Source organism: Halomonas sp. GXIMD04776 (assembly GCF_049808615.1).
Taxonomy (GTDB): domain Bacteria; phylum Pseudomonadota; class Gammaproteobacteria; order Pseudomonadales; family Halomonadaceae; genus Modicisalibacter.
This window is the reverse complement of the sequence record NZ_JBNCAN010000003.1, coordinates 147,493-172,237: the sequence shown is the minus strand read 5'-3', so window position 1 is coordinate 172,237 and position 24,745 is coordinate 147,493. Positions and strand designations below refer to the sequence as shown.

The 24,745-nt window shown below is 59.4% G+C and carries 19 protein-coding genes; 6 read left to right on the top strand and 13 right to left on the bottom strand.

Annotated features, from left to right (window positions below; translation table 11 throughout):
• Positions 1 to 30 precede the first annotated feature (30 nt).
• The 3 genes from ACPF7Z_RS03135 (at position 31) to ACPF7Z_RS03125 (ending at position 3,776) form a co-directional block, all read left to right on the top strand.
• Positions 31 to 1,242, top strand: a complete 1,212-nt coding sequence (locus tag ACPF7Z_RS03135; protein WP_425191704.1) for a M24 family metallopeptidase — start codon at positions 31 to 33, stop codon at positions 1,240 to 1,242.
• Positions 1,243 to 1,338: 96 nt separating this feature from the next.
• Positions 1,339 to 2,928, top strand: a complete 1,590-nt coding sequence (locus tag ACPF7Z_RS03130) for a BCCT family transporter (protein ID WP_425191703.1) — start codon at positions 1,339 to 1,341, stop codon at positions 2,926 to 2,928.
• 89 nt (positions 2,929 to 3,017) lie between these two features.
• Complete coding sequence (locus tag ACPF7Z_RS03125; RefSeq protein ID WP_425191702.1) at positions 3,018 to 3,776, top strand: creatininase; 759 nt, start codon at positions 3,018 to 3,020, stop codon at positions 3,774 to 3,776.
• A 65-nt stretch (positions 3,777 to 3,841) separates the two neighbouring features.
• Here ACPF7Z_RS03125 and ACPF7Z_RS03120 read toward each other — a convergent pair whose 3' ends face one another.
• A complete protein-coding gene (locus ACPF7Z_RS03120; RefSeq protein ID WP_425191701.1) occupies positions 3,842 to 4,726 on the bottom strand; it encodes a LysR family transcriptional regulator in 885 nt (294 codons plus the stop codon).
• Positions 4,727 to 5,019: 293 nt separating this feature from the next.
• Between ACPF7Z_RS03120 and ACPF7Z_RS03115 the strand changes: the two genes are divergently transcribed.
• Positions 5,020 to 6,474 carry a sodium:solute symporter family protein gene (locus ACPF7Z_RS03115; RefSeq protein ID WP_425191700.1) on the top strand — a complete coding sequence of 485 codons (1,455 nt, stop codon included), beginning with the start codon at positions 5,020 to 5,022 and terminating at the stop codon, positions 6,472 to 6,474.
• Between the two features lie 77 nt (positions 6,475 to 6,551).
• Here ACPF7Z_RS03115 and ACPF7Z_RS03110 read toward each other — a convergent pair whose 3' ends face one another.
• Positions 6,552 to 6,776: an amphi-Trp domain-containing protein gene (locus ACPF7Z_RS03110; protein ID WP_425191699.1), complete on the bottom strand. Its 225-nt coding sequence runs from the start codon at positions 6,774 to 6,776 to the stop codon at positions 6,552 to 6,554.
• Positions 6,773 to 7,396, bottom strand: a complete 624-nt coding sequence (locus tag ACPF7Z_RS03105; protein ID WP_425191698.1) for an HAD family hydrolase — start codon at positions 7,394 to 7,396, stop codon at positions 6,773 to 6,775. The genes ACPF7Z_RS03110 and ACPF7Z_RS03105 overlap by 4 nt, the downstream gene beginning before the upstream one ends.
• A 218-nt stretch (positions 7,397 to 7,614) precedes the next feature.
• Between ACPF7Z_RS03105 and ACPF7Z_RS03100 the strand changes: the two genes are divergently transcribed.
• The gene (locus tag ACPF7Z_RS03100; RefSeq protein WP_425191697.1) at positions 7,615 to 9,138 is read left to right on the top strand and encodes a BCCT family transporter; all 1,524 of its coding nucleotides are present in this window, start codon (positions 7,615 to 7,617) and stop codon (positions 9,136 to 9,138) included.
• On the top strand, positions 9,138 to 11,141 hold the full coding sequence (locus tag ACPF7Z_RS03095; protein ID WP_425191696.1) for a CocE/NonD family hydrolase: 2,004 nt from the start codon (positions 9,138 to 9,140) through the stop codon (positions 11,139 to 11,141). The genes ACPF7Z_RS03100 and ACPF7Z_RS03095 overlap by 1 nt, the downstream gene beginning before the upstream one ends.
• 16 nt (positions 11,142 to 11,157) lie before the next feature.
• On the opposite strand, the gene ACPF7Z_RS03090 is transcribed toward ACPF7Z_RS03095, so the two are convergent.
• The 10 genes from ACPF7Z_RS03090 to ACPF7Z_RS03045 form a co-directional block, all read right to left on the bottom strand.
• Positions 11,158 to 12,444, bottom strand: coding sequence for a lysine N(6)-hydroxylase/L-ornithine N(5)-oxygenase family protein (locus tag ACPF7Z_RS03090; protein ID WP_425191695.1), 1,287 nt, complete (start codon positions 12,442 to 12,444; stop codon positions 11,158 to 11,160).
• Positions 12,441 to 14,219: an IucA/IucC family protein gene (locus ACPF7Z_RS03085; protein WP_425191694.1), complete on the bottom strand. Its 1,779-nt coding sequence runs from the start codon at positions 14,217 to 14,219 to the stop codon at positions 12,441 to 12,443. Before ACPF7Z_RS03085 ends, ACPF7Z_RS03090 begins: the two co-directional genes overlap by 4 nt.
• Entirely contained in the window at positions 14,216 to 14,911 is a 696-nt protein-coding gene (locus ACPF7Z_RS03080) for a GNAT family N-acetyltransferase (protein WP_425191693.1), read from the bottom strand. The genes ACPF7Z_RS03085 and ACPF7Z_RS03080 overlap by 4 nt, the downstream gene beginning before the upstream one ends.
• The gene (locus ACPF7Z_RS03075) at positions 14,908 to 16,584 is read right to left on the bottom strand and encodes an IucA/IucC family protein (RefSeq protein ID WP_425191692.1); all 1,677 of its coding nucleotides are present in this window, start codon (positions 16,582 to 16,584) and stop codon (positions 14,908 to 14,910) included. Before ACPF7Z_RS03075 ends, ACPF7Z_RS03080 begins: the two co-directional genes overlap by 4 nt.
• 76 nt (positions 16,585 to 16,660) lie before the next feature.
• On the bottom strand, positions 16,661 to 17,473 hold the full coding sequence (locus tag ACPF7Z_RS03070) for a calcium-binding protein (RefSeq protein WP_425191691.1): 813 nt from the start codon (positions 17,471 to 17,473) through the stop codon (positions 16,661 to 16,663).
• 239 nt (positions 17,474 to 17,712) lie between these two features.
• Positions 17,713 to 19,911, bottom strand: coding sequence for a TRAP transporter large permease subunit (locus tag ACPF7Z_RS03065; protein WP_425191690.1), 2,199 nt, complete (start codon positions 19,909 to 19,911; stop codon positions 17,713 to 17,715).
• Between the two features lie 116 nt (positions 19,912 to 20,027).
• Complete coding sequence (gene dctP, locus ACPF7Z_RS03060) at positions 20,028 to 21,203, bottom strand: TRAP transporter substrate-binding protein DctP (RefSeq protein WP_425191689.1); 1,176 nt, start codon at positions 21,201 to 21,203, stop codon at positions 20,028 to 20,030.
• Between the two features lie 413 nt (positions 21,204 to 21,616).
• Positions 21,617 to 23,107, bottom strand: a complete 1,491-nt coding sequence (locus ACPF7Z_RS03055; RefSeq protein WP_425191688.1) for an MFS transporter — start codon at positions 23,105 to 23,107, stop codon at positions 21,617 to 21,619.
• A 162-nt stretch (positions 23,108 to 23,269) separates the two neighbouring features.
• Positions 23,270 to 23,998 (bottom strand): ABC transporter permease, encoded by a 729-nt coding sequence (locus tag ACPF7Z_RS03050; RefSeq protein WP_425191687.1) that lies wholly within the window; start codon positions 23,996 to 23,998, stop codon positions 23,270 to 23,272.
• 24 nt (positions 23,999 to 24,022) lie between these two features.
• Positions 24,023 to 24,733, bottom strand: a complete 711-nt coding sequence (locus tag ACPF7Z_RS03045; RefSeq protein WP_425191686.1) for an ABC transporter permease — start codon at positions 24,731 to 24,733, stop codon at positions 24,023 to 24,025.
• Positions 24,734 to 24,745: the final 12 nt, after the last annotated feature.

Genomic DNA, 24,745 nt, shown 5'->3' with positions numbered 1-24,745 from the left:
AGGCCAACACAACAACTCAAGGAGCATGTCATGCAGTTGCCATCACTCATCGAAATTCCCAACGGCGATAAAGTCACCCCCACGTTTTCCGATCAGGAAATGCAGTCACGTCTGGCCCGGCTGAGACGCCTCATGGCCGACAACGATATCGACGCGGCGGTTTTTACCTCCTATCACAACATCAATTACTTCAGCGATTTCGTCTACTGCAAGTTCGGTCGGGACTATGGTCTGGTCGTGACCCAGGACAAGTTCACCACGGTGACCGCCAACATCGACGGCGGCCAGCCTTTCCGTCGCAATCGTCTAGGCGACAACATCGTCTATACCGATTGGCAGAAGGATAATTTCTTCAAGGCCATCAAGCAGCTGTGCGAAGGTAGCAAGCGCGTTGCAATCGAATACGATCACGTTACCTTGCAAAATCAGCAGAAGTTCAAGGATGCCCTGGGCGGCGTGGAGTTCGCCGACATCGGCGTCCCCACCATGAAGATGCGCATGTTCAAGTCCGCCGAGGAGATCGAGCTGATTCGCAATGGCGCCCAGGTGGCGGACGTGGGCGGTGAAGCGATACGCGATGCGATCAAGGCCGGCGTGCCGGAATACGAAGTGGCCCTGGCGGGCACTCAGGCCATGGTGCGCGAGATCGCCAAGCGCTATCCCCACGGCGAGCTGATGGATACCTGGGTCTGGTTCCAGTCCGGTATCAACACCGACGGCGCCCATAACCCGGTCACCAGCCGCAAGGTACAGCCCGGCGACATCCTGAGCCTCAACACCTTTCCGATGATCTCGGGCTACTACACGGCGCTGGAACGCACGCTGTTCTGCGAGCATGCCTCCGACGAGCACCTGCGCCTGTGGGAAGTCAACTGCAAGGTCCACGAGCGCGGCCAGGAGCTCATCAAGCCCGGCGTGCGCTGCTGCGACATCGCCCATGAACTCAACGAGATCTTCGCCGAGCATGATCTGCTCAAGTATCGCACCTTCGGCTACGGTCACTCCTTCGGCACCTTGAGCCACTACTATGGCCGCGAGGCGGGTCTCGAGCTGCGCGAGGACATCGAAACCGTGCTCGAACCCAACATGGTCGTCTCCATGGAGCCGATGATCATGATTCCGGAAGGTCAGCCCGGTGCCGGTGGCTATCGTGAGCACGATATCCTGGTGATTCATGACGCCGACAACGTCGAGAACATCACCGGCTTCCCGTATGGACCGGAACACAACATCATCAAGTAAGCAGGCATCAGGGGAGCAGTGGCTCCCCTTCTTGATCACAGGCTTGATTACAAGTTTTAAAAGTATTTCCTAATAAAAAAACAACAGGAGAAACCTATGGTACTGCATTCCGGACCCTTCAAAGGTATAAACCCGTGGGTAACGACCATCTCGCTGATCATCGTTACGGGCTTTATCCTCTCTTCGATCATTTTTCCCGACACTTTCCTGCAGTTGATCAATCTCGGGCGTACCTACATCACGCTCTATCTCAACTGGTGGTATGTAGGGCTTGCCGCGTCCTTCCTGGTTTTTCTGACATATCTTGCCTTCAGCAAGCATGGCAGTATCAAGCTCGGGGCTCCGGGGGAAAAGCCCGAGTTCAGCTATTTTGCCTGGTTCGCCATGCTTTACGCGGCGGGTCAGGGTATCGGCATCATCTTCTGGTCGATTGCTGAACCGATAATGCATTTTTCCGGTGGGACACCCTTCTCCGAGGCGGTGGCCAATCCTGAAGCGGCCACAGTGGCGATGCGGCTCGCCTACTTCCATTGGGGATTCAATGCCTGGGCCATCTACTGCATCGTGGCGCTGGGCCTAGCCCTGATGGCCTATCGCTATAACAAGCCCTTGAGTATCCGCTATACGCTGTATCCTTTGCTAGGCGAACGGGTCAATGGATGGATCGGTAATCTCATCGATGTCATCGCTATCTTCGCGACCCTGTTCGGTATTGCCACGTCTCTGGGTCTGGGGGTTCAGCAGATCAACGCCGGCATCAACTTCCTGTGGGAGGTTCCGATATCGGTCCAGGTCCAGGTCGTGCTGATCGCCATCATCTCCGTTTTGGCTCTGATTTCGGTGATGACCGGACTCAAACGCGGTATCAAGTACTTGTCCATTGCCAACATGTACTTGACCTTCGTGGTGCTGGCCTTCTTCTTCATCTTCGGGCCGACGCGCTACATCATTACCAACATGTTCGATTCCTTCGGTGATTACCTCTTCAATCTGATACCGCTCAATTTCTACGCCGGTTCCACGGAGCTTGCCAGGAATCAGGGCGGTTCCTGGCAGGATGTCTGGCAGGGCTGGTGGACCATCTTCTATTGGGGCTGGTGGCTCTCCTGGGCTCCGTTCGTCGGTATGTTCATCGCACGGGTCTCGCGGGGGAGAACCATTCGCGAGTTCATTTTCGGCGTCATCGGGGTTTCAGGGCTGCTCTCCTTCGTTTGGATATCGGCTTACGGCGGTTCGGCCCTGTACGTTGAGCTGTTCGGTGATGGCGGTATCTCCGAAGCCGTCAGTGGCAATGTCTCGCTGGCCCTGTTCGCCACCTTCCAGGCTATCGACCCAGGGATGATGGGCATGATCATCGGCTTCATCGGCGCCGTACTCGTCTCGACCTACTTCATTACCTCGTCGGACTCGGGAACGCTCGTCATTACTACCATTCTGAGCGAGGGCGAGCCTCATCCGCTGACCCGGCATCGGGTGACCTGGGGGGTGATAGAAGGAGTCGTGGCCGGCGTGCTGCTGGTAGCCGGTGGCACCGCGGCGCTGACGTCCCTGCAGACCGGCGCGATACTCGCGGCATTGCCGTTCTCGATCATCATGGCGCTGATTGCCATATCGATCCACAAGGCGCTGAGCGATGAGTATTACGCACGGGAAAACGCCATGGCCGCCGTGCAGGATCCGGCCTGAGCCGTGCTGCCCGGTGTCGGCGCGTTACGCGCCGCGCCGAGCAGGGGCTTGTTGGCACGTCATTGAGAATGCAAGCGGAGTAGGCTGCTATGCGCAACGTCAAGATAGAGAACATGGACTGGGTGTCCTACCAGGAAAAGACCGAGACAGGGCGATGTAGAATCATCCTGCCGATCGGCGCGATCGAGCAGCATGGTCCTCACATGTCCCTCAATCCGGATGTGCTGATCCCCAGTCATATTGCCGAACAAGTGGCACAAAGAAGCGACAGCATGCTGGTGGCGCCGGCCATCAGCTATGGCTACAAGTCTCAGGTAAAATCCGGCGGTGGTAATTTTTTTCCGGGAACGACCTGCGTCTCGGGAAGCGCCCTCGAACAGTACGTCTATGACGTACTGCTGGCCTATGTGAATCACGGCAACCGTGAGTTCGTCCTGATCAATGGCCATTTCGAGAACTCCATGTTCCTGTGCGAGGCCGCCGACAAGCTGGTCAAACATTGCGAGCTACGCAACCTGAAGGTAAGGATTTACCTGCTTTCCTACTGGGACTTCATCAGCGAAGAAACCATTGCCAAGGTGTTTCCGAAGGGGTTCACCGGCTGGGCCGTCGAGCACGGCGGTATTCTGGAGACCTCCATCATGCTTGAGCTTCATCCGGAGCTCGTGGATATGGACAAGGCGGTGCACGTCGAGCCGGCCACGTTTCCGCCCTATGACGTCTTTCCTCCCGATCCAAGCTGGGTAGCTGAAAGCGGAACGCTTTCTTCTCCGGTAGAGGCCACTTCAGAAAAAGGACGCTGGATACTCGATGAGTGTATTGCCGGGATCGTACGGCACTTGGATTGAAGATGCCGTGATTGGCGATGCATTGATTGATGCTGCAGCAGCAATGGCGAATACAGCATCGCCAATCACAAGGTTTCGAACCTGCTCTTCTCCAGATTGGCGATGCCCGCGCGAATGAAGTCCAGGGCGCGGTGCGCGGCGGCGCTCAAACGCTCATTCTCGTAGTAGAGACCGATACAGACATTTCCCAGTTTCGGTAGTTGCGCGCTGTGCTCCAGGCTCTTCAACTGACTGGGTATCGTCGAGCGCGCCATGACGGTAACACCGAGTCCCGCTTCCACCGCCGATAGCAATCCCAGCAGGCTAGGACTGGTGTAAACCATCTTGTGCGGCTTGGCGTGCGCTGCAAGAAGCTCTTCGGTGATGGCGCGATAGACACATCCCTGGGGATAGGTGATCAAGGGGATGCTTTCCTGAGGCGAGAGCTTGTAGTCATGCGCCATGACCCACTCCAGGGGTTCGATGCGATAATCACGCCGATCACGATGTTCGTCGCCATTGACCCGTTCCATCACCAGTACGATATCGTAGAAATGCTTTTGATAGCGCTGCTGGATGGCTTTGCTGATATCACAGTCCACCTCCACGGATACGTTGGGGTGTGTCTTGGTGAAGCTTCTGAGCACCCTGGGCAGGAAGGCCAGCTCGAAATCATTTGGGATACCGAGCCGCACCTTCCCCGATACACCTTCGCCTTTTATCTTGTGAATGATCTCGTCATTGATTTCCAGCATCTTCTTCGCGGATTCGTAGAGGTATTCGCCGTCGGCGGTAAGAGCCAAGTGAGTGCCGCGCAGGAAAAGTCGCGTGTCGAGTATCTCCTCCAGCTTCTTGACCTGCAGGCTGATGGCGGGTTGCGAGCGCCCCAGTAGTTCACCTGCGCTGGTAAAGCCGCCTAGGTCCTGGATCGTGACGAATGTCCTCAAGAGATCGGTTGGTATGTTCTTCATTGCTCCCCCCTATTGGCATGCATGATACCGGCATTAGCCATACAAATTGGTCTCCTCTGACTCGCTGAAATAACGTCAATTGTTATAACGGCATTCGCTGCGAACTTCTTATCCCGAGCAGCGACGACATTCCTGTTTCAACAAGTTCAAGAACAAGAGGATACGGTCATGGATTCCTGGGTATTGTCCACCTTCCTGGTGTTGACCATCTACATGCTAGTGCATGCCGGTGCCGCCTATGTGCGCCGAGAACTCAAGCGCAAGCAACAAGAACAGCAAAAGAGGTGATTAAGATGGACGGCTATCAACTATTCAACTGGGGCCTTTTGCTGATCACCTTCGGACTGATGATCTATCTAGGCTTTCTCTCTTCGCGCATGATGAAAAAAGGCGACGAAGGCGGTTTTTTGCTGGCAGGGCGCTCCCTGGGGGCCTTCGTCGGTGCCGGCACCATCGTCGCCACCGGCTTCAGCGGCTGGGGTTTCGTGGGTTCCCCCGGCGCCACCTATCAGTTTGGGGCGGTCGAGGTGCTGGGTAATTTCTTCTTCGCCCCGGCAATGATGATTGCGGTGCTCTATTTCGCCAGCTTTCTGCAACGCAAGGCGGTGGATATGGGCAGCAACACCATTCCGGAGTATATCGCTCAGATTCATGGTGGCGGCACCATAGGCCGAGCGGTGCAGGGCCTGGCAGCGGTCATCACCATCATACTGCTACTGGTGTTTCTGACCAGTCAGATCAAGGCGGTCGCGCTGCTGGGAGCCAACTGGCTGGATATCGAACTGACCAATAGCGCCTTGCTGATGGTCGGCGTCATCATCATCTATACCATGCTGGGCGGGCTTGCGGCGGTGGCCTGGACGGATACGGTGATGGTCTGTGGCATGGCGATCGCCGCAGTGCTGATCATCGTGCAGATAATGACCAGCGTCAATCTGGGCGAGTGGGAAAGTGCGCTCAACGCCATCGATCCGGAGCTTTTGAATCCCACCACCGGCGCGCACTATGGCGATAGTCCCGCAGCGGTATTTCTGGTGTTACCCTATGCGTTCCTGTTCGCTGCGGTATTGCCTTTCATGGCGGTGCGTTTTCTGGCCTTCAAGCCGGACGTCAAGCTGCATAAGATGGGCGTTTACGTGGCGTTCTTTGGCGCGCTGCTGAGCCTGGTGCCGATCGTCGGGCTTTATGTGCGCATGAAGGTTCCTGGTTTGACGGACCCGGACAACGCCATGCCAGTCTATCTTGAGCAGTTCATGCCGCCGGCGCTGGAAGGATTGATTACGCTGTTCATTCTGTTCGCCATGAAGTCTACCGCCAATTCGCTATTGCACACCGTAGCCTCGGCGACTTCTCACGATCTGCGCCTGGCGCTGTTCAGTAATCTCTTCAAGAGTTCGTCATTGGTATTGTGGATCAATCGTTTTGCGGTGGTCGTCCTGGGGGTCGTGGCGCTGCTGATGATGCTCTACGCACCGCCCTTCATGCTTTCCTGGCTGGGTATCCTGGGTACCGGGACGCTGCTGGCCAGCCTGATCGGCCCGGTATTCATCTCAACCTTCTGGCAAGGCTCGGCCTGGGGCGCGATCGTTGCCATGCTCACCGGCTTCGCCACTAGCGGCTACATGATGTTGTTCGCCGACGTGGGTTGGCTGATCGGCCCGCTCACCGGCTGCGTCGTTTCCTCGATCTGCTATGTCGGCGTCTCGCTGGTGACCAAGCGTACGGCGTATCAGAAAGCCGTGGTGTAAAGACGCTGTAACATCACCGGGGCTCTATGGAGCCCCGGTGATGTTCGCCGAATGGAGCGTTGGAATCTTTACGCCGTTTACTCCTTCGTCCATTTTATTTGAAACTCGATCTCTTCTTCATTGTCTTCGCGTTCATGCTCGATGCTGTAGGTCGCCCGCACCGGGACATAGATTCTTTCACCGGCAATACTGATTTCGAATTGCTCACCCTTTTCGAGGCAGTCCGCAAGACGGCGTAGCTTCGCGATAAATTCGGCCGTGGGATAGCTTTTCTCGATGTCTCTATCTGTCTTGTTGCTCATGATTTTTTCCTTTTGTGTAGCACTAGTCTGTTTTGTAGAAATAGGAAGGCAAGTTCATTCAGATGATCGACAACCAGGTCGGCATCCTCGGTGAAGCGATGGTTATCGCCGTAGCGATATAAACAACCCAGCGCACCGGCGGCCTTGGCGGTTTGCAGGTCAAAGAGGAAGTCGCCCACATAGATGAGCTGTGGTGTCGTGGCACTGAAGTGGTTGGCGATCTTTTTCAGCCCGTCCGGACTTGGCTTGGGCGCGCAGTCTTCCCGAGTCAGGGTCAGATCGATGGGAATTTCCAAGTTGCGCTTGGCAAGCTCAACCGCCTGACGCGTATTGCGGGTGAGAATCGCCGTATGCAGGCCGACATCGTGAAGGCTATCGAGCAATTCGCGGGCGCCGGGCATCCAGGTGGCGGCGGCGGCCCCAGCCATTTCATGGCGATGGACGACTTGATGAGCGTGTTGGACCTGGTCGCTATCTTCCAGGGTGGCGATGTGCTCGAGCAGACCGACATCCTCGGGGAAGCCAAGCTCCTGGCGAATGGCGGGGAAGTCCAGGCGCGAATCGATCAGGGTGCCGTCCAGATCAAACGCAACGACCGTTATGTTCGAAAGATCCAGCACGTAAGCGATTCCTGTAGAAAAACAAGATGTAGAGAAAGATAAGGTCTATTACCATTTCCGCCTCGGTCGTGAAGCGATTTCGTGACCGTATACACGTTGCCCATGATTGTTCGTCAGCCTACACCAGATCGACTCACTGGCTTCGCCGCTAGAGAGGTGACAAGGCTCATCATGGACAGCTTCAGTACACTTTCAACAATAACGTTCGGGAACGTCCGATGCACAGGAAAAGATCAAGACTCGATCCTTACGTTTTCTGGCCCGCCATCGCCGTACTACTGGTGATCACGGCGTTACTAGCCGGCTTTCAACAGACTCTGGCGCCCCTGATGACCCAGGCCCTGAGCCTGATCAACCATCAGATGGACTGGGTTTTCGAATTTTTGACCTTCGGCATCTTCGTCACGCTGCTGTGGTTTGCCTTCGGGCGCTACGGGAGTATTCGCTTCGGCGGGCACGGCGAGCGTCCGATATTCGGCAACTTCAGCTACGGCGCCATGCTATTCTGCGCCGGCATGGGCACCAGCATCATGTTCTGGTCCATCATCGAGCCGATGTACTACTACCAGGGACCGCCGTTTCAGGTGGAGGCCAAAAGCGATGCCGCGGTGGAATGGGCGCTGACCTACGGGCTCTTCCACTGGGGCGTGTCCGCCTGGTGCATCTACACGCTACCCACCGTCGTGATCGCCTACTCGCTCTACAACAAGGGCAATAAGTCGCTGAAGATCTCCCAGGCCTGCAAGGGGGTACTGGGCGCTACAGCTGATGGCTGGCTGGGTCGGGTCATCGATATCTTTGTGATCTGGTCACTGGTGGGTGGGCTGGGCACGTCTCTAGGACTCGGCGTGCCGATGATCTCCGCCGGCATCGGCGATATCTTCGGCATTGAGCAGTCCACCCAGCTCAGCATCATCATCATCCTGATCTGGTCGGTTATCTACCTGACCAGTGCCACCCTGGGGCTGGAGAAGGGCATCAGCAACCTGAGCAACCTCAACGTTTATCTGGCGGTAACGCTGGCGGTGTTCGTGCTACTCGTTGGGCCCACGAGTTTCCTGCTGTCCTATTTCACGGACAGCTTCGGACGCATGGCACAGAACTTCCTGCGTATGAGCTTTTATACCGACCCGATTCGCCAAGGCGGCTTTCCTCAAAGCTGGACGGTGTTCTACTGGGTATGGTTCGCCTGCACCGCGCCCTTTCTTGGCCTGTTCGTGGCGCGCATTTCCAAGGGCCGCACCATCAAGTCCGTAATCGTCAACATGCTTGCCTGGGGAACCCTTGGTGGCTGGTTGTACTTCGCCGTCATGGGCGGCTATGCCATGCACCTGCAGTTGACCGATGTTTTCGACGTAGTGGGCAGCATGACGGAGAACGGCGATGCCCAGACTATCATCAACGTGCTCAATACCCTGCCCCTAAGCAAGATCGTGGTGATCTTCTTCGTCATTCTCGGCTTCATTTTCCTGGCCACGTCGCTTGACTCGGCGTCCTTCGTACTGGCCTCTACCGCCTCGATCGGCGAAGAGGATGGCGAGGAGCCGGCCACCTGGCACACCATTACCTGGGGCGTTCTCATGGCGGTGCTGGCAATCTCCCTACTGCTGATTGGAGGGTTGAAGGTGGTGCAGTCCTCCACGGTCATCGTCGCGGTGCCTGTGCTGTTAATCTATCTGCTGCTGATTGCTTCCATTGTCTGCTGGCTGCGCCAGGACCACGGGCCAAAAGGAGAGACGTAATGGGTGTCTTCGACGTCGACTACAGCAAGATTCACGAACGCACGGACCTGCCTTATGCGGTCAGAACCATCGAGCATGCGCCCATACCGTTGACCGATGGCACCGTGCTTTCCGCCAAGCTGTGGCTGCCCGAGGGTCTTGCCATGGCGCGGGGCGTGATCCTTGAGTATCTGCCCTATCGTAAGGATGAGTTCACTGCTCTGCGTGATGAAATCCGTCTCGGCTATTTCGCCGGCTGCGGTTATGCGGGGGTGCGGGTGGATATTCGCGGTACCGGCGATTCGGGCGGCATCATCGAGGATGAATATCCGCGCCAGGAGCAGCAGGATTGTCTGGAAGTGTTCGACTGGATCGCCGCGCAGACATGGTCCGCGGGCAATATCGCCATGATTGGCAAGTCTTGGGGCGGCTTCAACGGCCTGCAGATGGCAGCTCATCAGCATCCGGCGCTGAAGACCATCGTCACGCTGTGCTCCACGGACGATCGCTACGCCGACGACGTTCACTATCGTGGCGGTACCCTGATGGGCTCGGACATGCTGTGGTGGGCGTCCACCATGTTCGCCTACAACGCCCGCCCGCCCTTCCCGCGCTTCGTCGGCGACAGGTGGCGCGAGATGTGGCTGGAGCGGCTGGAAAAGACGCCGCCTTTCGTGGAGACCTGGCTCGAGCACCAGACTCGAGACGACTACTGGCGTCAGGGCTCGATCTGCGAGAATTACAGTGCCATTCGCATTCCGGTGCTGACCATGAGCGGCTGGGCGGACGGCTACACCGATGCGGTGTTCCGATTGATGGACAACCTCGACGTGCCCAAGCGGGCCATCGTCGGCCCCTGGGCCCATGAGTTTCCCGACCTGGCGATACCCGGGCCACAGATCGGCTACCTGCAGGAGTGCGTCAGCTGGTTCGACCGCTGGCTGGCCACGGATGCCACGATTGAGCCCCACGAAGACAGCTTCGTCGTTTACCTGCAGGACAGCGTGCCTCCGCAGACGACCTACGATTACCGGCCGGGCCAGTGGGTGGATCTGCTGGCCACGGATATCTCGGACTTGGATGTGCTGGAGGCATTTTCCGGGCAGCAGACGCTTGCCAACCGTCAGCATCACGGCCTGTATTCCGGCGTGTTCTGCCCCTTCGGCCAGGAAGGCGACCTGCCGGACGATCAGACCATCGACAACGCCCTGGCCACCAGCTGGACGCTACCGGCGACAGAAAAACCGCTCAACATGCTCGGCAAGACGCGGGTCAAGCTGCGGCTGAGGAGCGATCAACCCACCGGCAACGTGCATGCGCGCCTGACGGATGTGTCACCAGAGGGTGAAAAAACCTATATCACCGCGGGCCAGTTCAACCTGACTCATCGGCATTCCCATGCCGAGCCGAAAGCGCTGCCGGTCGATGAATGGTTCGACGTCGAGTTCGGCCTGGACGTCGTCGGCTACCGGCTGCCCGTGGGCCACCGGCTGGAAATCAGCCTGAGCCCGACCTATTGGCCACAGGTATGGCCATCCACGGCAGTAGCGAAACTTCAGGTTGATCTGGATCGTAGCCAGGTGAGGGTGCCCCAGACCGCGGAGCCGGTGCTCACCGAACTGCCTTTCACCCGGGCGGAAACCGCCAAGCCGCTAGCCAAGACGGTCCTGCGCGAAGGCAGCCGCACCCGTCGCGTCATCAAGTCTCTGACCACCCGGGAGTGGCTGCTGGATGACTTTTCCGATGAGGGGTTGCGCATGCTGGACCACAATGGCATCACCTACGGCACCAAGAATCACAATGTCTGGCGCATTCGCGAAAACGAGCCGCTGAGCGCCATGACGGAGTCGACCTGGGAAGTCGACCTGAGCGATGCGGATATCAGTATTCACGTGGATACCCAGAGCCGCATGAGCTGCGATACGGAAAATTTCTACGTGGTCAACAGTCTGCAGGCCTATGAAGAAGGCAAGGAGATCTATCGCAATAGCTGGGAGAAAACGATCCCTCGCTATTTCTGTTGATCAACTGCCACTTTACTCAACTACGCCAATCCACCATGCCCGTGCCCTGGCCGGTATCGAATATGTCCTCGCCGGCCAGATGGTTGATGATGGTGGCGGAGCGCCAGCACATCAGGCTCATCTGCGATTCGGCGATACCGTGGCTGAAACGCCCGGCGTTGACCGCGTAGATGCGATTGGTGGCTTGGCCCTGCCATTGGGCTTGAAAGTGCCGATCGAGGATCAGTTGGCCATGCTCATCAAGGGTCAGCTGCTCCCGCAAGGGGCCGAGATAGGCTGGTAGCTGCTGACTGAAACCGGTGGCCAGGATGACCACCTCCGCGTCGCACTGCTGATGAGCGCCGTCCAGACGATTACGAAAGTGGAGCTGATGGCGTCCATCTTCATATTTCAGATTGTAGAGTTCGCGCCCGGGCATCAGCCGCACGGGGGGAAAGTTGCCCTGTATCTGGCCTTCGTAGAGACGCTGATAGATCGCCTTCAGGGTGTCCGGCGAAATGCCGTCGGAGGCCATTTTCTGCTCATCGACGACTCGTTGCTTGATCGAACCAGGCAGATCGAAGAAGGCGTCGATGTATTGAGGCGTGAAGTATTCGTTGGTGAAGGGCGTTTCATCCAGTGGCGCGAAATTGCTGCGCCTGGAAAGCCAGTTGACCTGGGCGGATCGTCCCCAGTGATTGTCAAGGATGGCCTGCAGGACTTCCGCACCGGATTGACCGCCACCGATGATCGCCACCCGTTTGCCACTCAGGTCCAATTGCCGATTGGCGATGCCGATGGCGTGAAAGCAGTTCGAGCTTAAGTGAGGGCGGCAGCAGTTCGGCACCCAGGGCGGTTTACCGGTGCCCAGGCATAGATGGCGGGCTGCGATCGGCTGGCGTCCATCGGAAAAATGCAATTGAAAGTAGTGGCCATCGAAATCCACGGTTTCGAGCTGGCTATCGAATTTCAGGCTATCAAGCTGATCCGCCGCCCAACTCAGATAGTGACCGTATTCTGCTCGGCTGATAGCGGGTAGCTCCGCCGCCAGAAACTGATAGAAGCGTCGTTGGCTGACCAGGAACTGCAGGATGCTGTAAGGGCTTTGCGGCGCGACAGCAGTCACCAGATCCTTGAGAAAGGAGGTCTGCAGGCGCGCACCGGGCAGCAACATGCCGGGATGCCAGTCGAAGTCCGGTTTGCGATCGAAAAAGCGTGCCTTTAGCCTCGGTTTGTTGGTGTGGGGCGGACTATCCAGTAGCGTGGCGATACTCAGGTTGAAGGGGCCGATACCGATACCGGCCAGGTCCAAAGGCGCTGTCATGGTCGACCTCCTTCGCTGGTGAAAGTGGCTGCTGAGTCAGTGATCGACTGATGAGTAAGCACCAGCGGATTGGCTAGTGGTGGTCCGAGTTCCGGCAGAGGTCGCTCGGCGCTGTCGTCATACCCCACCTGGTAGCGGGCGCGATTGAGGCATACCCGTAGCAGTTGCGGAGTGAACAGGTCGAATTGGGCAAAGCGTTGGGCCAATTGAGGATGGCGGCGCTGATAGGTCCGCAGCGTTTGGCTCAGCAGACGATAGAAAGCGCTTTCCGGATAATTCAGGTCCCGGGCCAATAGCGGCGAAATAAAGCGCAGGGTCGAGACCAGATAGCCGGTCACCAGGTCGTGAATCAGATAGTGCGCCGGTAGATGGGTCAACGCATCCGCCACGGCTTGCGGCAGGCCTTCACGCACCGCCAAGGGGGCTTCCCACAGACGTAGATCGCCATGAAAATCTTTGATGGCGCCATATATCGGCACATGTCGGTCGAGCACCACCGACAGGTTCTGGCCATGGGCGATCACCCCGACGCCGTAGGCGCACATCAGGTGATAAAGCGGCACCACGGTCACCTCGAACAGCCGGCGCAACCAGTCCTCTACCTGGAGGCCGGAGCGGTGGACATGGGCGGCGATCAGGCTGTTGCCCTGACTATCGCTGTGCAGGAAGGCCGCCAGGGGACGGCTCAGTTGGCCATCTTCGAGCCTTGCTTCCAGGCTCTCCCGCCAGATGGCACCGAGCATTTCCTGGAAGCGATAGGGCGTGCCCGGCAGCTCTTCCTGCCAGGGCGCGGGGCAATGGATTCCCGCCAGTTCCCGCTGCACGATCAGCGTCGACAGGGTGCCGTCTTCTTGGGTCAGTCGCGTGAGCCAATCGCTTAGCGCCGGGCCGATGGCGATATAGCGCCCCGGAATCCCACGAAAACAGGAAGTGTTGAGCACCGTCAGGGCCAGCTTGATGTCGACATCGCCTGGACCGCTCAAGGTGCGCAGGGAGAGCTGCGCCCGATAGTGCCCTTGCCGCTCGCCGAGATCGATCAGCTCGCCGCAGGCCAGGAGTTCCGCGTAGTGAATGGCGATGCAGTGCTGCCACTGCCAGGGATGTACCGGCAACAGGCGCACCTCATCGAAACGGCATCCCTGCTCTGCCAGGCGTGCACGTATGGACGCCAGGTCTTGGGCTGACAGGGATGCCTTCCATAAATCGTGCCAATGGTCCGATTCACTGATGGCGCTGTTGCAGTCTTGGCGTCGCATCGCTAGCCAGCGCAGTGTGAAGGCTGTTCCGGCTTCCGGGCTGTAGCGTGCCAGATCGCTCGTGCCCCAACCGACGCGGCCCTTGCTGGCGAGTAGCTTGGGATGGCCCTCCAGCAGGCCCTGCAGGGTGATGCCATCCAGGGTGGACAGCTCGGATGCGGTCCAGGACTGCTGGCGCCTGAGCGTTTGAACATCGCTGTAAAGCGTGTTGTTGAGCTCCGCCAGCAGATTGCCCAGCAGGACATCGTCGATGCCGAGAGACATCTGGGCGTCGAGCAGAAATCGCTGGGGACCATGAGCGGGAGTGTCGTTACGGGTAATGCTGTCGGGATCGATGATCAGCCAGTCCCAGAGACTGCGGGTCGCGCGAAATCGATAGCGTACATTCCCGGGGAGCTCGACCTGAAAGCCATCGCCTTCCTGCGCCATCGCTTTCAGGCTGTTCTCGAAGCAGGATTCAGCCAGCGCCTTGGCCAGCAGGCGTCGACGGGCTTGAATGAACGGCTCGCCCGGCATCATGAATCACCACCGAAGAAATCCTGGCGCGAACAGCTGAGCAGCATCGAGCGCTTGTGAGGAAAGTCGAACTCATAGCGCTTCCGCCAGGCGTTCAGCGGATAGGTGTAACGCAGGATGGCTCGGTTGTTGGCGTTTGGCTCTCCGAACAGGGTCTGGCAACGCGGTTCCCGCAGAAACAGGTAATGGCTCAAGCCGTTCAGCCAGGCGAGCGTATTGGCCTTGCCCAGATGAACGGCTTCGCCCACCAGCACGTGTATGCCTTGATCGAAGGGACCGTGCTCGCAGTATGGAGCGAGGCGATCTTCCGCCACCCAGTAACACTCCAGGTAGGCGAAGGGCTGATCATCGAAGCACCCGATCAATGGTGTGCAGTGCGCGTCCGCCAGTCGATCGCGAATCATGTCGTCCAGGGTCACGCGATCGAAGGGATACTCCCAGAAGGCGGCCACCCGTGGATCGTTCTGCCAGCGATGAAAGCGCTCGCCGTCTTCCTCTACATCGATCAATCGTAGACTTAAGGTCTTGTCGATCTCCGGCACATGGCGCCGATAGTGCTCTCCAGGTGGGTCGGTGGGCCGCCTGGGATGGGGTGTGCCGTCGGTTTGGGTCATGGCGGTCGGGCTGCTGGTGGCCAATAGCGCCGGCGCTAGATAGCGTTCGCGTTCGTCGCGTTGAAGGGCGTGGTCGGTCATGGGATGGCAATCGGGTTGGGCATGGGGTGATAGAGTGAAAGCGGGTCTTGCATGGTGTTCTCGTTGATCGCCTGGAAGGCGCACAGGAAGTTGCCCTTGGCCCACAGCGTCGGGCTTTTCAGGAGATAGTCCAGCAGAGCGCTATCGCGAACGCCCCGGGCCTTGAGTTCCACCAGGAAGCGCCGAAGCAGCGCCAGGTAATGTCGCTCGTTGCCGAGCCCGGCACCGGCGAGGCTGGCGATCACGTTGAAGGTCGCGTTGACGATCAGGTAGTAGCCCAGCAGCCGGATACCCATCTCCTGCTCTAGAAGGTTGGTGCTGCGTTCGACTAGCTGATTCAGCGTCGGGCCGTAGCACCGAGTCGCCAGGGCGGTGAAGCCAGTCCCCTGGCAATCCCGGAACCAGGCGCGCACCGGCATCAGTTCGTCGTCGAGTTGCAGGAGGATGTTCTGCTGGTGGGCGCCGAACAATAATCCGTAGTCCGCCTGGGCGATCAGCAGGGGTTCCACGGCGATGTCTAGAAATGTCGTGAACCACGCGCTTGCGGTCTTGCGTGGACTCGATGTTTGCGCGAGTCGCTGGGCGAGACGCGACGATCCGTTGCGGGGGTCGTCCTGCAAGAGGGTGGCCAGCATTTCGACGTCGCGGGTGGCGTCGCCGACAAAGGGATTCTCGCGCCACAGCATCAGGGTTTGGGGAAGCAGTTCTCCGGTCTCAGCCAGTATTCCAAGCCCCAGCGGCTCACGGAGTATCGTGAAGTGCGGAAACCGAGCGGCAAACGCTTCCAGAGGCTGGGAGTTCAGCACCTGGTGCAGCACCGCACCACGATGGAATTCGCTGGGCTGCAAGTGACGCAGCGAGTTGGTCAGGCGCACACTCAGGGAGAATTTCAGCATCCAGGGGCGCTCGGGATGCCAGATGCTGCGCACCGAGGAGGTCGCGCGCCAGTGCGGGTCGGCATCGCCCAGATAGACCAACGCGCCGCTATCGCGCAGTTTCTTCAGTGCGGGGTCCCTCTGCCAGTGGCGGTGCTGGTAGGGGTGGCAGGGAATGATCAGGTGATCCGAATCGAGCGCACTTCGGCAAGGATTGCCCGGGAGTAGCTGCTCGGTCAGCTGCCGTGGCGCCAGGTCCGCTCCGGCACTGACCCCCACTTGAGTCGTCGCTACTCGGTACCAGCACAATGGAAACGACGCGCCGTATTCCGGGGCGTAGCGCTGGATGTCCTCGGTGGTGAAACCATCCCGCGCCTTGGGGCAGGGGTGTATCGAATGGCCCGTCAGTAGCGCCGCTTCCGAGTCGATGAAATCCAGTGGTGCATCGAAAAGGCGACCTAGATCGCCTTGAGCGGCGAGACTGTGCTCCAGGCTGGCCAGACTATCCAGCACCCGTGCCTGTAGCGCCTGCGCCTGGGCGTGAGTGCTCAGCGTGAGTAACCCCGGGTGACGTAGCACCCAGCCCACCGCATCCGCCAAGCCGATGACATGATCATCCAGGCGCAAGGGACCCTCGAGCCGATGACGACCGGTAACGGAAAGGTGCCGATAAGGTATGCGCAATCTGTGTTCGCCATCGCGGATGGCGACGTGCGTTGGCTCGATGTCGTAGTGCGGCCATTCCCGCAGCAAGGCATTGAAGAAGCAGTTGGCCGCGGCGTGTTCGGAAGGTGTCATAAGGAGAATCCCAAAAGCCCGATATGCGACACCGGGCTCTCGCTAGCTCTGTTGCGTCATGAACGAGGGATTGGCCTCACGCGATGGTGATATAGTCCGCCGCGTTAGCGAGGATATCGTCCGAGGGTATGCCGGCCATCAAGATTTGGGTCTGTTCGCCCAGGTCGACCACGGCGCCATTCTCGGAATCGCTGACTCGACTGGCCAAATCCGCCAGAGTTTCGATACCCGTGTCGTTGATGTTGGCGGAAACAATGACCTGATCGCTCTGGGCGCTAAAGTTATTGACGATATCGTTGCCATCGTCACCGGTGTAGAAAATCTCGTTGCTTCGGTCGTCCCGAGGCTCACCGTCGCGACCCAAACTGCCGTAGAGGACATCGTCGCCGCCCTCGCCGTAAAGCTGATTGTCGCCGGAGCCGCCGGAAATCCAGTCGTCGCCGTCGCCGCCCTGCACGACGTCGTCGTCCTCGCCGCCGAAGACCACGTCGCTGCCGGTGCCACCGATGATCAGATCGTTACCCAGGGAACCGTAGAGAGCATTGTTGCCTTCCACGCCGTAAAGGGTGTCGTCGCCTTCCTTGCCGAACAGCTGATCGTTGTCTTCACCGCCCCACAGCAGGTCATCGCCTTCGCCACCGTCGAGCCAATCGTTGCCGCCGCCGCCATAGATCAGATCGTCGCCGGCTTCGCCGAAGACCAGGTCATTGCCGGCCTCGGTATAAGCCACGTCGTTGCCTTCGCCGAGATTGGCGACATCGTTGGAATAGCCCAGCCGCAAGGCATCGTCACCGCCCTTGGCGTTGACGATGGCAGGGCTGTCGCCCCAGATGACTTCACCCTCGTCGGTCCCGTTGATCAATCCGCTGCCTTGGTTTTGAATGGCCATGCTTTGCTCCTTGAATAACCATTGAGCATCCCTGAGATGCGCTAAGCTGCGTTCAGGCTCCCTCTGGCACCGCAATGACGCCTATCGTCGAGTATTGCGATTTTGTGAGAAGGGAATCACTAAACACAATCTAAATAATAAATATTATCGTTTAGATTGATAGCTTTTCTGCGTAATTTATTGTTACTCTTCGCGCTGAGATGCATATCCCTAGTCGAGGGGACGCCATCGTCCCACGATTAGCGATAGACCAGATTGGGCAGGTAGGTGATCAAGGCCGGGAATAGGATGACCAGCAATAGGCCGAGTGCCTGAATACCCAGAAAGGGCAGCGAGGATTTGAAGATCTGCGCCATGGTGATGTGTGGCGGGCACACCCCCTTGATATAGAACAGCGCGTAGCCGAAGGGTGGACTCAGGAACGACATCTGCATGTTGACCAGATAGATGACGCCAAACCACAGCGAGACGTTGGCCGCATCGACCCCGGGCAACCCGAACAGGCCATCGAAGGAGAGCGGCTGGATCAGTGGCACGAAGATCGGCACCGCCAGCAGCAGGATGCCGACCCAGTCGAGAAACATGCCCAGGGCGATTAGCAGCACCATCATCACCATCAGCACGCCATAGGGGCCGAGACCGGCGCCGGAGATCAATTCCTGAACGAACTCCTGGCCGCCTTGCAGAATATAGAAGCCGACGAAGATGGTGGCGCCGAAGATGATCCACATCACCATGGCCGTGGCCACTAGCGTGGTCATGCAGGCGGCGTGCAGGTTGGGCCAGGTCAGGCGACCATGCATGGCGGAGACGATCAGGGCGCCGAAGGTGCCGATGCCGGCGGCCTCGACGGGCGTCGCCAGACCGGTGAAGATCACCCCCAGCACCACGATCACCAGAATGATCGGTGCCAGCATCTTGCGCAGCAGGCGCAGCTTCTCCTTGATGTCGACGCGATCCTCCACCGGCAACGGTGGTGCCGCCTTGGGGTTGAGGGCGCCGCGTAGCCAGCAGTAGAGGCCATACATGCCGGCCAGCAGCAGGCCGGGAATCAAGGAGCCGAGATAGAGTTCGCCCACGGATTGCTGAGCGACCACGCCGTAGATGATCGCCAGGATCGATGGCGGAATCAGGATGCCCAGGGTGCCGCCGGCCATGATCGAGCCGATCGCGATCTCCGGGTCATAGTGGCGCTTGAGCATTGCCGGCAGCGCGATCAGGCCCATGGTCACCACCGCGGCGCCGATCACACCGACCATGGCCGCCAGCAGGGTGGAGGCGACGACGGTGGCAATGGCTAGTCCGGCCTTGAGTCCGCCCATCCATTTGTAGACGGTGTCGAACAGCTCCTCGATCAGGCCGGCCTTCTCCAGTACCGCCGCCATGAAGATGAACAACGGGATCGCCGATAGCTGGTAGTTGGTCATCATCGGGAAGATGCGTGACGGCATCAGATTGAGCATGAACTGATCGCCAACCAGATACAGGAACACCACGCCCAGGCCACCGGTGACGAAGGCCAGCGGCAAGCCGGCCACCAGCACCAGCATCAGGGTGCCGAACATCAGGGCGGTCAGGGTGCCGATGCCGACGTTGGTCAGGCTGTTCTCGATGCTCAACGGGAAGCGCTCGTAGTCATTGACCACCACGTTGACGATCTCGTGCAGGGCATACAGTCCCAGCGCGACGCCCAGCAGCACGAGCAGCCAGGCGAAGGCGATGCTGCCCTCGTTATGCTGCCGGGCATGGCCGAAGGCCTGAATGTCCTTGATGAGCTGGGCGACGCCCTGCAGCAGCAGAAGCACGCCCCCCAGCACCAGGGTGAACTTGACCGGGTAGTACTGCACCGACCACTCGGTGAAGGAGGTCTCGTTGGCGTAGCCCTGGCCGAAGAAGAAGATTTCCTGGTTCACCGACTGGGAAAAGAACGTCCACCCGGTGGTGATCAGCGCCAGGGTGAAGATGAAGAAGAACACCGAGGTCATGATGTCCAGCGCGGCCCTGGTCAGCGGCTTGGCGCGGACATAGAGGATATCCACGCGCACATGGCCGCCCTCCCGCAGCGCGAAGGCCCCGGCTATCAGGTACTGCATGCCGAACATCAGGAACATTGATTCGTGCGCCCAGTTGGTCGGCGAGTTGAGGGCATAGCGCACGAAGACCTCATAGCAGTAGACGAGCGGTGCGATCAACGACCAATAAGCAACATAGCGGCCCATGAAGCCGGAAATCGTGTCGATGATCCGGGTCAGCATATTGCCGGGCGGGCGATAGGCATCGTCCTGCTCGTCGGCGGGCATGCCTCCCGTGGTCGACCCGCTGACCGTGCCGCCGCGGCGAAAGCTGCGGTCGACGAGCAGCATCACCAGCAGCGGCAATAACAGCAGGACCGACCAGTAGAGCCAGTGGGGCAACACGAAATCGATCTGAAGATCCATGGACGCTCTCTCATCAGCACGGCATCAGGAATGCCGGGAGCCGTTTATTGCTTTTCTTGAAGAACGCGCCCGCCCACAAGGCTGGTCGTGAGCAGGCGTGCTGCCGGCCTGACGTGCTAGCCGTCCAGCGAGTAGTCCTTGATGTCCTCGTCGGTGATCAGGGCAATGGCCGGGTCCTGCATGGTCTTGAGGTGGGCACGGAAGAGCTTGGTAGCGTCCGGGTCCTTCTTGGCCCACTTGAACCACAACGGGATCGCCGCCTCGCGGAAGCGCGAGGCATCCTCCTCGGAAAGGTGAATGATCTCGATGCCCTTCTCTTTGTACTTGGGCCAGGCCTCGGCGTTGGCCTTCTGGATCGCACCGTAGTGCTCGCGAGAATAGGCGGCGACCAGGTCATGCATCAGATCCTGAGTCTGGGGCGACATGCGTTCAAAGACGCGCCGGTTGACGGCGATATCCATGAGGTCGACGGCTTGGTGCAAGCAGGGTGTCGAGGGTGGCCCCATGATGATGTACTTGGCGACCTGCCAGAAGCCCAGCTCGTAGTTCACCGCTGCGCCGGTGTAGTCGGCGGCGTCGATGGTGCCTTTCTCGAGAGCCGGATAGACTTCGGACCCCGGCAGCAGGGTGGTACGCGCGCCGATGGAGGCGAAGGTCTCGGCGACGATGCCGCCGGGCATGCGGATCTTGACCCCGTTGAAGTCGTCGAAGCTGCGTAGCGGCACCTTGGAATGGATCAGGTTGAGATCGTGATGTACATGACCGAGGAATTCCAGGCCCTGCTTGCGATAGAGATCCTTGGCGATCTCGAAGCCACCATAGGCGCCGAACATCACGTCCCAGTGGTGAGGCACCGACAGCCCCATGGGATAGGCCGTCAGAAATACCCCGGCGGGCATCTTGCCGGGCCAATAGACGGTGAACCAGTTCTGACCCTCGAGCACCCCATTGCGCACCGCGTCGGCGACCTCGAAGGCACCGGCCACGGCGCCGGCGGGAAACGGCTGAATGGTCACCTCCCCCGAGGTAAGCTCCTGAACGCCATTGGCCCAGGTCTCGAAGGTCTTGTAGCCGGTCGTTCCCGGCTGCCAGGAGGATTGCATGCGGATACGGATGCCCGCCTGGGCCTGGACATTGCCGATCCAGGGGGCCGTGACGGCCGCTGCCGAACCAACCGCCGCGGCTTTCAGGAAGCTGCGACGATCATGGGGGTTGGCGGCTAACGAGGCGGTGATTGTGGCATGCGAGGTGGGAGCGTCCTTCTCGGGATGCTGCGGCTGGTCGATCGACATGATGAGTTCTCCACGAATTTTTTATTGTCCATTGGCCTGGCTGACGCGGAGTGTCGTCACCGTCCTGGTGATGATTCGTCGAGCGGCCCATCCCTGCCGAGGTCCGCGCATTGGCTACTGGAAGCGTACTCCACTTCATAAATTAGCCAAGCTGCGTTGGCTTGCTATCAACCCTGTCAACGCTAATGGGCCCTCGTGCAGTGCATAAGTTCACCCGAAACGGGGGCGTAGCCCTTATCAGAAGTGGGCTACGCCTGGTCAGACCAATGAATTGTCTCGTCAACCTTCGCTACTAAAGCATAACGGCTGATGGTCAGTACCATGGTCAAGGCGACATGGATACCTGCAATCAACGACAAGGGTTCATAGATCAGGAAAGTCTCGTCGCGGACCAGGTCGGTGGCCTTGAGCAGCTACTGGCTACGTCGATAGTCGTGCGACCGATCCCGCAGATCCTTGAGTGCGACCCCGAGCGCACAAAGCACGACGAGCATGATCAGGCCGAACCCGAAGGTCACGGCCAACGACCAGGAGGTTACGTTAAGCGAGGCAAAGACCGCTGCGGTGATCACGGCGATGCCGATGGAGGTGCCGATGCGCTGGCCGGTCTGCATGATGGCGCCGGAGCTTCCTGCGTACTGCAGGGGAACCTCCGCCAGGGTCAGCGCCTGATTGGGGCTGATCACAGCGCCCTGGGCCACGCCGATCAGCGCCAGGGAGAGCAGCAGCCACCAGATGCTCAGATAGCCCCCTGCGTGCAGCAGCACGACAGTGATACTCGCGGCGAGGCCGATGAGTGCGAGAAACAGACCCCAAATAACCATCTTGCGCCCATAGGTCATCACCCGCCGGCCTGCCCAGTTGGCTGCGAAGGCCGAGATGAAGGCGGCCGGCGTGCTGATAAGACCGGTTGCAAGGGCGGATTCACCCAGGCCCTGCTGCAGATACAGCGCCACCAGTACCCAGATACTGGTCATCCCGGTGAAGTACAGGGTCATGATGAGGGCGCCATTGGTGAAACTGCGCGTGGAGAATATGCTCAGATCCACCATCGGGCTGCGGCCCAGGCGGGCGTAGCGTCGCTCCCAGCGAATCCAGAATGCGACGAGTGCGATGCCAAGCGGGAGCAGCAGCCAGGTGAGAGGTGACGACTCGGACTCCATGAACGGAAACAGGGCGGCGAACACGGCAAGGCCCAGCAGTACTGCACCAATCGGGTCCAGGGAGCGGAACGTGGCGATCACTCGGCGCGAGGTGCTCGAGGCAGTGTTCGCTCCCTGGCTGAACAGCGGTTTCGGGAACCAGGCAAACGCCATGACGATGGCGGCGATACCGATGGGCACATTGGCCAGAAACGTCAGGCGCCAGCCGAGATCGGCGCCGCCAAGTTCAATCAGCAGACCGCCCAGCACCGGGCCGATGCCCACCGACAGACCGACCGCAGTGCCGAAGTAGCCGAACGCCCTGCCGCGCTCGGCGGCACGAAAATATTGTTGAATCATGCCCACGGCCTGGGGACTCAACAACCCCGAGCCGACACCCTGCACGAACCGGGCGACATTGAGCCAGTCGGCATCCGGGGCCAGGCCCGAGGCAATGGAGGCTGCCGTGAACACTGCCACGCCGACGATGAAGATGCCCCCGCGCCCCAGGAGATCGCCGGCGCGGCCGGCGGCCACCAGCACCACGCCGAAGGTTAATGCATAGCCGGATAGCACCCACTGCAGATCGGACTGGGAGGCCCCCAGCCCCTGCTGGATGGAGGGCAGGGCGACGTTGACGATGCTGACATTGATCAGCGACATGGCGATGGCGGCCAGTAGGACCATCAGAATGCGCCAGCGGGTCGAATCCGCGATTGTCTCGGCATTTGCCTCTACTGCATCGGATCGCCGCTTCGTCAAGTCATGTCTCCATTCCCTGGGAATAGTTACGAGCGGCGCCCATTGGCGCCGTCGCTCAGCCTGCAAGAATGGCACTATCCTCGGGAAGAATGAAGGCGCCGCTGTTGGTCTTGCTGTATCGCGGCGACCTTGAATGCTTCCATGACATACGAGCCGTTGCCGCTAGCCGGGCAGCAGCCGGCGCCGCATCTTGGCTGGCTGGGCGCCGGGAAAGTTGCGCTCGATGAAGCGCATGCTGATGGTCAATACCAGGGTCAAGGCGATATAGATACCTGCAATCAACAGCAGCGGCTCATAGACCAGGAAGGTCTCGTCACGCACCAGGTTGGCGGCCTTGAGCAGGTCCATGACGGCGATGGTGGATACCAAAGGCACGGATTTGAGCAGCAGGATCATTTCGCCGGTAAGCGTCGGCAGGCAAATCTGAACGGCGCGAGGCAGCCATAACCGGTACAGCACCTGCCAGCGCGACAAACCGAAGGCGCGGCCTGCGGCCAGCTCACCGCTGGGTACACTGAGCATGGCGCCGCGAATCACCTCCCCGGAATAGGCGCCCACGCTGATGATGAAGGTCAGGGCGCCGTAGAAAAACGGGTCGCGCAGCAGGGGCCAGATGATACTTTCCTGAATGCCGGGAATCTGCGGCAGCAGGCGGCCCACGCCGTCATAGAAGAAGAACAGCTGCACCAGCAGCGGCGTGCCGCGAATCACCGTGGTGAAGCCGCGTACCAGCATGGCAATCGGCTTGGGCGCGGTGAGCTGGACCAGGGCGATGATGACCGCCAGTATCAGCCCCAGAATACCGGACACCGCCACCAGCAGCAGCGTGTTGACGAAACCCGTCCAGAGATACTCTTGATAGAACGGATCGAAGATCCAGGAAAAGTCCATGGCGTTGTTCTCTTGGAAGTTGCCCTAGGCGTTGTCTGGGAGCTGGCCACGCCGAACGATGCGCTCCGCCCAGCCGAAAAGCGCGTTGGAGCCCAATGTCATGACCAGATAGAGCGCTCCCGCGACGCTGTAGAACAGGAAGTAGGAGCGGGTGCTCGCCGCCGCTTGCTGGGCGGTGAAGAACAACTCCTCGAAGCCGATCACGCTGATCAACGCCGTATCCTTGACCAGGATCAGCCACAGGTTGGACATGCCGGGCAGGGCATTGGGCAACATGCCGGGAATCACGAAACGATGAAACCGGGTCCAGCGCGAGAAACCATAGGCATCCGCAGCTTCGAGCTGGCCGCGAGGAATGGCCAGAATGGCGCCACGAAACACCTCGGTCATGTAGGCGCCCTGAACGAAGGCCAGTACCCCGACGGCGGTGACGAAGCCACTGATCTGCATGGCGCTTTCGAACCCCAGGGCGCCGAGCCCCGCATTGAGCGCCTGGGTGCCAGCGTAGTAGAGCAGAATGATCAGCAATAACTCAGGTATGGCTCGCACCAGGGTGGAATAGGCGGTGGCCAGGGCCTGTAAAGGCCCCCAGCCGCTCAACCGCGCGCTGGCGCCGATCAGCCCCAGCACCAGGCCGATGGCGTAGGCCAGCAAGGCGATTTCTATCGTCACGAGCGCCCCTTGCAGGATGGGGTCGGCCCAGGCCTGAAGTCCTTCGTTCTGATAGTTTTCCATGATGAGGTTCTT

Coding starts and splice junctions, on each gene's coding strand:
- ACPF7Z_RS03045 (WP_425191686.1), bottom strand. CDS start 24,733: ATGGAAAACTATCAGAACGAAGGACTTCAGGCCTGGGCCGACCCCATC.
- ACPF7Z_RS03090 (WP_425191695.1), bottom strand. CDS start 12,444: ATGACAGCGCCTTTGGACCTGGCCGGTATCGGTATCGGCCCCTTCAAC.
- ACPF7Z_RS03050 (WP_425191687.1), bottom strand. CDS start 23,998: ATGGACTTTTCCTGGATCTTCGATCCGTTCTATCAAGAGTATCTCTGG.
- ACPF7Z_RS03095 (WP_425191696.1), top strand. CDS start 9,138: ATGGGTGTCTTCGACGTCGACTACAGCAAGATTCACGAACGCACGGAC.
- ACPF7Z_RS03135 (WP_425191704.1), top strand. CDS start 31: ATGCAGTTGCCATCACTCATCGAAATTCCCAACGGCGATAAAGTCACC.
- ACPF7Z_RS03130 (WP_425191703.1), top strand. CDS start 1,339: ATGGTACTGCATTCCGGACCCTTCAAAGGTATAAACCCGTGGGTAACG.
- ACPF7Z_RS03075 (WP_425191692.1), bottom strand. CDS start 16,584: ATGACACCTTCCGAACACGCCGCGGCCAACTGCTTCTTCAATGCCTTG.
- dctP (WP_425191689.1), bottom strand. CDS start 21,203: ATGTCGATCGACCAGCCGCAGCATCCCGAGAAGGACGCTCCCACCTCG.
- ACPF7Z_RS03070 (WP_425191691.1), bottom strand. CDS start 17,473: ATGGCCATTCAAAACCAAGGCAGCGGATTGATCAACGGGACCGACGAG.
- ACPF7Z_RS03065 (WP_425191690.1), bottom strand. CDS start 19,911: ATGGATCTTCAGATCGATTTCGTGTTGCCCCACTGGCTCTACTGGTCG.
- ACPF7Z_RS03110 (WP_425191699.1), bottom strand. CDS start 6,776: ATGAGCAACAAGACAGATAGAGACATCGAGAAAAGCTATCCCACGGCC.
- ACPF7Z_RS03115 (WP_425191700.1), top strand. CDS start 5,020: ATGGACGGCTATCAACTATTCAACTGGGGCCTTTTGCTGATCACCTTC.
- ACPF7Z_RS03120 (WP_425191701.1), bottom strand. CDS start 4,726: ATGAAGAACATACCAACCGATCTCTTGAGGACATTCGTCACGATCCAG.
- ACPF7Z_RS03085 (WP_425191694.1), bottom strand. CDS start 14,219: ATGATGCCGGGCGAGCCGTTCATTCAAGCCCGTCGACGCCTGCTGGCC.
- ACPF7Z_RS03125 (WP_425191702.1), top strand. CDS start 3,018: ATGCGCAACGTCAAGATAGAGAACATGGACTGGGTGTCCTACCAGGAA.
- ACPF7Z_RS03080 (WP_425191693.1), bottom strand. CDS start 14,911: ATGACCGACCACGCCCTTCAACGCGACGAACGCGAACGCTATCTAGCG.
- ACPF7Z_RS03100 (WP_425191697.1), top strand. CDS start 7,615: ATGCACAGGAAAAGATCAAGACTCGATCCTTACGTTTTCTGGCCCGCC.